At 48.4% G+C, this 9,428-nt stretch carries 10 protein-coding genes; 7 read left to right on the top strand and 3 right to left on the bottom strand.

Features of this window, described 5'->3' with window-relative positions:
- The first annotated feature begins 70 nt into the window (after positions 1 to 70).
- Positions 71 to 430, top strand: a complete 360-nt coding sequence (locus tag L3N51_RS06415) for a DUF1404 family protein (RefSeq protein WP_238026170.1) — start codon at positions 71 to 73, stop codon at positions 428 to 430.
- Positions 431 to 446: 16 nt separating this feature from the next.
- Here L3N51_RS06415 and L3N51_RS06410 read toward each other — a convergent pair whose 3' ends face one another.
- The 3 genes from L3N51_RS06410 to L3N51_RS06400 all read right to left on the bottom strand — a co-directional run bounded on the left by L3N51_RS06410 (position 447) and on the right by L3N51_RS06400 (position 4,355).
- Entirely contained in the window at positions 447 to 1,010 is a 564-nt protein-coding gene (locus L3N51_RS06410; RefSeq protein ID WP_238026168.1) for a DUF1404 domain-containing protein, read from the bottom strand.
- 4 nt (positions 1,011 to 1,014) lie between these two features.
- Entirely contained in the window at positions 1,015 to 3,420 is a 2,406-nt protein-coding gene (locus L3N51_RS06405) for a cbb3-type cytochrome c oxidase subunit I (protein WP_238026166.1), read from the bottom strand.
- Positions 3,421 to 4,103: 683 nt separating this feature from the next.
- On the bottom strand, positions 4,104 to 4,355 hold the full coding sequence (locus L3N51_RS06400; RefSeq protein ID WP_238026165.1) for an AbrB/MazE/SpoVT family DNA-binding domain-containing protein: 252 nt from the start codon (positions 4,353 to 4,355) through the stop codon (positions 4,104 to 4,106).
- Positions 4,356 to 4,553: 198 nt separating this feature from the next.
- On the opposite strand from L3N51_RS06400, the gene L3N51_RS06395 reads away from it, so the two are divergent.
- The 6 genes from L3N51_RS06395 (at position 4,554) to L3N51_RS06370 (ending at position 9,126) form a co-directional block, all read left to right on the top strand.
- Positions 4,554 to 5,144, top strand: coding sequence for a sulfocyanin (locus L3N51_RS06395; RefSeq protein WP_238026164.1), 591 nt, complete (start codon positions 4,554 to 4,556; stop codon positions 5,142 to 5,144).
- A 106-nt stretch (positions 5,145 to 5,250) separates the two neighbouring features.
- Complete coding sequence (locus L3N51_RS06390) at positions 5,251 to 5,988, top strand: Rieske 2Fe-2S domain-containing protein (RefSeq protein WP_238026163.1); 738 nt, start codon at positions 5,251 to 5,253, stop codon at positions 5,986 to 5,988.
- The gene (locus tag L3N51_RS06385) at positions 5,988 to 7,520 is read left to right on the top strand and encodes a cytochrome b (protein ID WP_238026162.1); all 1,533 of its coding nucleotides are present in this window, start codon (positions 5,988 to 5,990) and stop codon (positions 7,518 to 7,520) included. Before L3N51_RS06390 ends, L3N51_RS06385 begins: the two co-directional genes overlap by 1 nt.
- Positions 7,517 to 7,960, top strand: coding sequence for a cytochrome c oxidase subunit II (locus L3N51_RS06380; RefSeq protein ID WP_238026161.1), 444 nt, complete (start codon positions 7,517 to 7,519; stop codon positions 7,958 to 7,960). Before L3N51_RS06385 ends, L3N51_RS06380 begins: the two co-directional genes overlap by 4 nt.
- 4 nt (positions 7,961 to 7,964) lie before the next feature.
- On the top strand, positions 7,965 to 8,402 hold the full coding sequence (locus L3N51_RS06375; protein ID WP_238026160.1) for a hypothetical protein: 438 nt from the start codon (positions 7,965 to 7,967) through the stop codon (positions 8,400 to 8,402).
- Positions 8,403 to 8,406: 4 nt separating this feature from the next.
- Positions 8,407 to 9,126 (top strand): hypothetical protein, encoded by a 720-nt coding sequence (locus L3N51_RS06370; protein WP_238026159.1) that lies wholly within the window; start codon positions 8,407 to 8,409, stop codon positions 9,124 to 9,126.
- Positions 9,127 to 9,428: the final 302 nt, after the last annotated feature.

The following is a 9,428-nucleotide window of genomic DNA, read 5'->3' as shown; positions in this document are numbered from 1 at the left end:
CTGCTTAAAACCCTTTACCTTGAGGTGGGTGATACCAAGAAACTGTTCAGCCTGAGGTAAGTTCCGAAAAGTGCTACCAGTGGTGTTCTGGCACCTTCCCTTGCCCTTCTCCCTTGGAGCTGGAGTGTTGAAGTTCAGGATTCTCCTGGATACATCCCTCTTCCTTGGAGGTTTCCTCCTTGGTTCATCAATACGCAGTCTTCCACAATGGAGCAAGATAACCCTTTTCGCCCTTTACATGCTGGGGGATACCCTGCTCAGCATACTTCTCTTGATTGGAAGTCCAGAATACAGCAATAAGGTTTACCCCTTCTCCCCCTACACGCCTGAATCCCTTCCCCTGGCAGGGATTTCCATGATCATAGTAATGAACGTGATACTGGCCACTGTGATATACATAGCGTTCAGAAGCGTATTGAAGGGGCTTTAACTCCCTAAACTGACGCTCATATTCCTTCACCTTCCCCTTTAAGCTCTCCCTTTTCAAGGAATCCGATGAAGATTTTCATGATAATAAAGAAAGCCACAACGTTCATGAAAAGGAACATGAAAATGCCTGCATCCTTGATCTGCCACACTGGATAGGGGGAGAGTGGGAAGGAATAGGCGCTATCTCCCAGGAGGAAAGCTACGGAGAGGGCAGTATCCCCAGTCATCCATCCGCCCAGAAGGATGTAACTTGTCACGTTTCCTCCCGCCTGGAAGGAGGAGCCCACCAAAAAACCTCCGCAGAACAAACCAAGCTCCAGTATCACCCTCACAACCTCATTATACGCCGAGACGTCAAATATCAAGGGGACGTGGGCTAACAAGGCGACTCCTGTCCCTGCAATCAGTCTCCATATCCAGAATCTCCTTGAGGCCTCGGAGAGTCCCATCCACATTCCCAAGGCAAAGAGAGCATAGTGGGAGGCCATGTAAAGTACCGCATTTCTCCCGTATATCCCTTCAGTAAGTGGATTAATTATTAAGAGAACCAGGAAAACTCCTAAAAAAAGATGTTTTCTCATAAACTCACGGATGATAGATTGGTAGTTGCAGGTAAAGCATTGTAAATACCACCACCCACACGGCATCCACAAAGTGCCAATAATATGACGCTCCCGTTGAGAGCTGGTATGGTACCGTGATCCTAGTCCTCAGCAGTGTAATGGTCCAGAGAACCAGACCCATTATAACGTGAAATGCGTGGAGAGATACTATGGTGAAGAAGAACGCCGAGTACACGTCCTGCTGTGGCGTAAACTTGACTATGTGAGTGAATTCGTACACCTGACCCATGAGGAAGGAGAATCCCATGAGCGCCGTCAGTGTGCCCAGTATCTTGAACATCCTCATTCTACCCTTGAGGAAATTATGATAGGCAAGATGGGCCGGGATTGAACTAGAGAGTAAAACCACAGTCATGATCAGGGGAAGTGGATACCAGTCCACGGACAACCTGGGTAGGCTCGCAACCGTAGGCGTCTCGTTCACGTCATATATGTAGCCTCCTATGAAACTGCCAAAGAGGAATATCTCCGCAATAATGAAGAAGAGTACAGGGGTTTTCGCCCTCCTGGCTATCTCCACTCCGTTCTCCTGGATGGTGGGATTCTCCATTCCTCCCAGGGATCCTGTAGCTCCAGCGGGCGTTGCGTTTACCATCTTCGTCAGAGTGAAACCGCCAAATCCCGGTAAGGGTTTAATCTGCTTAAAGTAGTCATTATACAGCCAGGCTATTCCGACACCTATGAAGGTCAGAACCATGAGGATTCCAGGAATGGTCACACCTGCTAAGATAAGCATGAAGCCGAGGGGTGGGAAGCATAACAGCAATCCCAGCAGGGAGGGGAAATAGGAACCATGCCTATGTTCGGGTGTAGTTCCATCCATCTCCTTTCCGAAGGAAAGTGGAAGTGCCACGGGCCTGAGCGTGAAGTCCGGCACTCCTATGAGCTGTTCTGAATTCCATGGATCCATACTCCTTACGGGAGGCCCCCTGACCCATCCGTAGAGCAATGTGCCGAACATGAGAAGTAGGCCTATTCCTTCCACGAAACCGCCCACAGTAATCAGGTTCTGGAAGGGCTGATAGATTGGTGCCGGCACCACCGCGTACCTTCTGGGCATCCCCAGGACTCCGTCAATGCTCATTCCAGTGGCAACCACGAAGGCCCCAACCACAATCATGAACATGGAGGTTCTTGCCAGTTCCTGATCAAACCACTTCCCCGTGAAATAGGGGAAGTAGTACACCAGCCCACTCAACAATCCCACTAGAATTGCAAAGACCATGTAATGAAAATGTCCTACCACTAGGTAGGTCCCATTGAACGCCAGGTCCACGGGTATCAGGGGGAAGAACACTCCCGTAATCCCGCCCACCAAGAAGAGGGTGATGAACCCTATCATGCCTATGGTTAGGGCAGAGAACCTTACCTTCCCTCCGTAAAAGGTGATGGTCCAGTTCACCACCTTTACTCCCGAGGGAATGGCAATTGCCATGGTGGTCGCAGCAGCTATCTCCCTCACCACGTCACTGTCAATCGCCGTGAACATATGATGCATCCATACTCCCAGAACCGACAGGAAAGCTATGGCCATGGACGAGAGGGCCAGCGCTTTATACCCGTAAATCTGCCTTCCCACGGCCCTCGGAAGAACCTCACCCACCAGTCCCATGGCTGGCAAAATGAGAATGTACACCTCCGGGTGACCGAAGAACCAGAAGACGTTTTGCCATAGAAGTGGATTTCCTCCAAGAGCAGCATTGAAGAACGGAAGGTTCCACATCCTCTCCAGAAACGCCATGACTAGGCCCGCGGTTAGGGGAGGTAACGCAACCATGAGGAGGATCGAGGTGGCGAAGAAGGACCATGTGAAGAGGGACATTTTGAAGAAGGGAATCTTCCTGAGTCTCAGGATCGTCATGAGGAAATTGATACCCGTTAAGGTGGAGGAAACGCCAGCAATCATCAACGCCACCTCAATCAGCGTAACGCCGAAACCTCCGTTCACCTGCAGATCAGTGCTCAGAGGAGCGTACATGTACCATCCTGTGTTTACGGGTCCAAATAGTGGGGCAATGATACTCATGAAAACTGCCGGTACCAGAATCCAGAAGGAGAGTGCATTTATCTTAGGCCAGTATAGGTCGTGGGCCCCTATCATTCTGGGAACCAGATAGTTTGCAAAACCTGTGGAGATGGGCATCACCATGAAGAAAATCATAAATATGCCGTGCAGGGATACGGCGTTGTAGTACTCAACGGCTCCCACATTGTTTAGCGTTAGCTGATCTCTTATCAACGCCCCATAAGCTGAACCTGTGATAAGACTTATTATACCTAATACAATGTACATTATCCCTATGTCATGTGCACTTGTGGTCGTAAGAGCTATCTTTAGAACCTCTTTAACCCTGTTTACCTTTCCCATCCTAATCTCAATGACAAATTCATTTAACGGGAATTAATGTTTACATATATATTTTTCATTAATTCGGTATTTCCATCATACAAAGATAAAAAAGCTTTTATAGTTTAAATCCTCGTTATTTTAGATAATTTTAATTTTTAGAAATATTTTATTATTTAGTTAAGTTTGTTCATTTAACATCCTTACCTTCTTTTATCCAGTAAAAATGAGCAGTACAGATTCTGACCGCCACAACAGCCGACGGAATCAGCGGGTAACGATGTTCCCGTGTGCTCTCATATCTTTTATATTATTTTTAAGGCTATTAGAACTAGAATAAGGCGTGAAACACATGTAAATCAATATGATTTTCTTTCAATTTAACAATTAGTCAGAGCTCATAGGACCTTATCATAAAAACTTCAGACTATTACAATCCGCAAAATCTAGGTTATACTTTCTTATAACATCCTGTACGTCCTCCCATGGTTTGCTCATATCTGACGTTCAAATCGGAAAATGCATTTATTACAGTAGCAGTCAAGGATGAGTCTTTTCTTGAGATGTTCGACATTTTCGAGAGTATGTAAGTCACTTCAAATGGAGTTATAGCACACGTGATCCTCTCATCTTTTTTAACCACTCATACCCCTTATCACCAAAATAATTATCTTTAAAAAAAAAAGTAAATAAATACATTAGCATCAAAATACCTTTTCATACTCTCTCACATACTCCTCCATAGCCTCGTCAAGTATCTCGTCGACGTCCTTCTTAACTCTCCCCTTGAATATGCCGAAATACTTATCTAGCGCATCATTCCTGACGGGTTTGAGTAGGATTCCCTCGTCTGTGAGTACAACCTCGAACTTCCTTGCGTTAATCTTCTTCCTTATGCTTGCGGGTAGGGTGATTCTTCCCCTCTCATCCATCGTGAGCGTTTTTTCGCGTTTCACGTTTACCCATTCGATTACTCACACATATAATTTTTACAGGAATTCCACGATAGACGTTGATATCCCCTGGCCAGCACTTCATGCCTCTCGGATACAGGAACGCTCTGCGGAAATTGGACATCCTTGATTTTCTAGAGTCGGGAAACATTTGAAAAAATGCTTATAAAATAGAAATCTGAACTATCATGATGATTTAAGATGGACAAGGCGGTCTCCCCCATGTTTTCCTACGTTGTAGCTTTCATAGTAGCTGTTGTAGTGTTGTCTGCAGCCATTATCTCCATTTACCAGTTTCACACGCTCTCCTCTCCTTCCACCACTAATACCACCACGAGCTCAGGCCCCACAAAGATCACGCTTCCAGTCATATCGTCAAATAAGACAGTGGTCATTTCCCTGGTGGCGCTATCTTCGGCCTCCACCTTTAACCTCAACGGAACGTCCTTTGGCCAAATGACAATTTATGTGCCCGCTGGTTACAACCTAGAGGTAAAATTCACCAACCAGGAGTCACTTCAGCACAACCTGATCCTAGTAATGAACAACACCGCTACTCCCAACGCAGCGGACCTGGCAAGTGACGGGAAAATATTGCTTTACGTGGGTACAACTTCCTCCGCATACACGCTTCAGGGACTCTCCTCTGGTCAGACTGCGGTGGGAGTTTACGGACCCATTGCCCCGGGAACTTACTGGCTGGCTTGCGGAATTTCAGGCCATGCGGAATCTGGAATGTGGGTTAACCTTGTGGCATCACAGAACGTAACCACCCCGTACGCCGTAGAATGAGCAATTTATAATGATTAATTTTTTCTTATTTAAAACACAAATATAGTAAAGTTTTAATAGAATACATAAAGGTAACTCAATGCTGTTAATATCATAGTGGAGGGAATTGGATAGAAGGGACTTTCTCAGATTGAGCCTCATCCTGGGAGGGGCCATTGCGGTCTCTCCCCTGGTTACCCCCGTTCTTGACTACATGGGATATTACTACGGAGAGCTCAAGTCCATCTCGCCCAGATACCTTGTGGCCAACAACTCTCAGGGACTGGAGGGTTTTCCCAAGTACAGGGTTGCCAACATAAGCCAGCTTCAAGGGAGCTGTCCGGTCTATTTCTTTGCCTATCCCCTCACGGACGAGCCCTGTTTCCTGGTGGACTTCTACAAGTTAAACAACATGAAGGACGTGGAGTTCAAGAACCCCTACGCCAATCAGTTCAGAATAAATACAGACTTCAAGAATATCGTGGGTGTTGGACCCAAGAGGTCCATATGCGCTTTCTCTGCAGTTTGCGTGCATCTAGGATGTCAGCTTCCCGCACAGGCCCTGGTGCCCAGCCCAAGCAATCCTGGATTGAATCCTTCGACCTCAATCCTGCACTGCCCGTGCCACGGTTCCATGTACCAGCTTGACCAGGGCGGAGTAGTGGTGGGCGGCCCGGCCCCCAGGCCTCTTCCCATGGTCCTCCTTAAGTACGACGAAACGACAGGGGATATTTACGCTGTGGGAACCAATGCGCCCTATTTCTCAGAGGCTGTGCCCAGAAGGAGACCAAGGGATAACCTGATCTATGACCCCAGGTACAGCTACTCAGTGCCCACAAACCCGGCTTGCGTTAGGGTGAGTTAATGGAGGAACGCGAAGGGACCTGGCTTGACAGAGTTCTGGAATGGCTCGACGAGAGGACTGGTCTTTATGGGCACACCATAAGGCAGGCCCCACGTTACGCGTACAGGCTGGATTTCTGGCTGGGATCCTTTGTCCTGGCCTCCTTCCTGTTTGAGGTAGTAACAGGGATGCTCGTGGCCCTTTACTACGTACCTGCAGATCCCTATGCGTCCACCTCTTACCTTATATCCAGCGTCCCCCTGGGGGCTCTTCTCTTCAGTCTACACAGCTGGGGTGCCTACGCCATGGTATTTCTACTCCTCGTACATATGACGAGGAACTTTCTGGTGGGCGCGTACAGGAAACCCAGGGAGATAATGTGGATAGTGGGAACGGTACTGGCGGGGTTAACGTTAACTGAGGCCTATCTGGGATACTCTCTCCCCTACAACCTGATCTCCTGGACCGCGACCACCACGGGACTGAACCTATTCACCTACATGCCCCTGGGACTGAGCAACCTGATAGCTGCCATGACCCTCCTCCCCCAGCTACCTGGGATAGCCAGCGGAGTTGATCCCCTCGTGGACAGGTTCTTCGTCTTCCACTGGATAGTTGGTGCCTTAATTGCGCTGGTCCTCGGCCTTCATCTCTACATCTTCGAGAAGCACGGAATTACCCCGCCCCTCAGCAAGGAGAAGAACAGATCCGAGCTCATAGATGACTACCCGGATAAGCTTAGAAGCGACCCAAACTGGAAATTGCAACCCCTGACCAGGACCTTCGGAATCATAGTGGTAACCATGTTGATGACCTTCGGTGCGATCTTCCTAATTGCCTCAGCTTTCCCCTTCCAGATAGCGATAGATGGGTCCCAAATCAAGTACATTATGCCGGAGTACAACCCTGCCTTAGCGGCACAGACTCCACCCATCCCTGACTGGTATTTCCTCTTCATCTACTTCTTCTACAAGTCTGTGACTCCGTCCAATGCATCGCTGATATTTCTGGCGTGGGGAGCAGTCACCGTTCTCTTTCCATTCATAGACGAGTACGTGTTCAGGCATCAATCTCCTCATCCAGTAATGAGGCCAGCCTCCATGGCTCTGGGAGTGGGATTCATACTCTCCTTCGTGGTCAACAGCGTATGGGCCTATCTCACCCCAGGTAGGGATATAGGGCCCATAGGAGTTGAGGTTGATGGAGTAATATTCGTCCTATCTTTCCTTACTGTATTTCCAGTCCTCAGATGGCTACAGTCCAGGGCAGGCCCTGAGTCGGACTCATTCAACCTCGGGAAGAGGCTCGGATTCGCGAGCGCCCTGTCAAGATCCCAGGAACTTGAAACCATAACGTTGCCCAGGTCAGTCTCCCTGGGATTGGATCTAAGTATTCTGGTCACATTGGGCCTCATTGCCTACACCACAGCGAGGATGTTCACCCTCACCAACCTCTTCTTGGATCAATTTGAGCTGGGGATACTTGCGGGGATCAACATGTTCCTTCTATCCTGTCTCATCCTGGTCTACACACTTAGGGGTGATGAAAAGTGAAAGCGGAAAGGATAGCGGAAATTTCCACCATAGTGTTCGCCATAGCCATCCTCGTTTTCCTGGGAGCGCTTTCCTTCCAGTACCTAGGGGCCATAACCCACGGCTCCTACATTCCCAGTAATGAGACCCCAATTCCCATCAAGGTGATTGCCAAGCAGTACGTATGGGAGTTCATATACCCTAACGGAACTGTCTCCTACGATAAGGTTGTGATACAGGCAGGGAAACCTTACGTGTTCGAGTTAACCTCAGCTGACGTAATCCACGCATTTTACATTGTACAGCTGGGAATGAAGATGCAGGCCATCCCGGGTTACACCTATGACCTTTACGTCATGGTGAACCAACCAGGGGTTTACAACATCTGGTGTGCCGAGTTCTGCGGACCTGGTCACTATACCATGAAGGGGATTATGGTGGTTACCAACTCCACGGGGTGATATCATGTTAAGGCCCAAGGACATAGTAGCCTGGATATTCACCATGGTGCTCATGGCTCTGGTCTTCCTGTGGATAGGAGATTTCGGCACGCTGGGTTACCTAGCGCAATCTCCCATATCAGCGTACGTGGAGAACCTATGGAGGTTGATGTACATCAGTGCGTCGGGAGTTTTCGGGGTATTCATGGGTTCCCTAATATTCTTCTCCATAAGGTTCAGGTACTCTGAAACTGTGCAGGAACAGCAGGTGAGAAGAGCAGACATATCCAAGATGGTGCTTCCAGTGATCCTGGTATCGGGAATAGGCCTAGCCTACGCAATATCCCAGTATTTCTCCAACGTACTGGAGTACCAGTTTAACCTGGGCCTGCTAGTGGGTCTAATGATCCTCCTTTTCTCCTCTCTCATCTTCGTAATATACAAGGAGTATTTCAGGGACTGAGATCATGAAGCTCACGTTATTCTACTTTTTTCTGATTGCGTCTGGTCTCCTCTTCTACCTGATGTCACCCCTTTTCCCCGACCAGTTCCCCTTCCAGCTTGGGGGTGGGCTGGTGTTCTGGATGGGGGTGGCTTACCTGGTGATGATACCTCTCAGGGAAGTGATCTCAACCCTGAGGGAAGGGGTGAACTGGGGAATATTCCTGTGTTATCTTGCTGTTCATTACGTGGCATATAGCCTTCTGCTGGACAGAATCCTGGGAATATCTCCTCCCGCAGTGTTTTCAGTGACCTATGCCCCCATGAGTTCAGTGAGGCTGGGGAACGCGCTAGGATTATTTTTCTCTCCATCAGTCACGGTGGGCGGATCCTGGTTTTACCTGGATTTGAGCTTCTTCTCCATCTTGATGGGGATGATCATTGGCCTGCTCGTGGTTGGAAACATCGTGGAGCTCAGGGGAAGAGGATTCAGGTATAACCTTTCGATCGTGGGCTTACCCCTGCTGGGGATTGTCAGCGGAAGCACTTGTTGTATCTCCATCGCAACTGTTGTGGCCTATTATACTCCCGCACTTGCACTGGAGAGCCTCTCCCCTGTTCTGGACGTGATCTACGTGGGATTACCAGTGATAACGGCTGTGTTTCTATGGATGAATTTTATGGGCATCAAGAGGTTGATGAGCGGGCTCTCCAGGAGGGAGATGAAGGAAAGGGTAAGGTCCTAAGATAGGACATACAGCATTAGACCAAAGTTCTCGTTTGACTTGAAGGGAGCTTGGGAAATGACTAAAAACCTTACGTGAAATAGTGGTGGAGGTATTACATGTTGAAATGTTACCTCCTTTATTGAAGTGAGGGAGTGCTACACCTTGTCAAGCAATGGTGCCAGGTAGTCAAACGATGACTAAACTCCCTGCGTTAATACCTTGTGTAAGTTTTTACCCAGTTCTCTTGAAAGGTGCCCATGCCAGAGGATAAAAATTAATCAACTAGCGGAGAGCTCAATCGCGGTAAAGGCTCTAAAATC

This window comes from Metallosphaera javensis (ex Hofmann et al. 2022), from assembly GCF_022064045.1.
GTDB classification, from domain to species: Archaea; Thermoproteota; Thermoprotei_A; order Sulfolobales; family Sulfolobaceae; genus Metallosphaera; species Metallosphaera javensis.
This window is presented reverse-complemented; position numbering and strand designations above follow the sequence as displayed.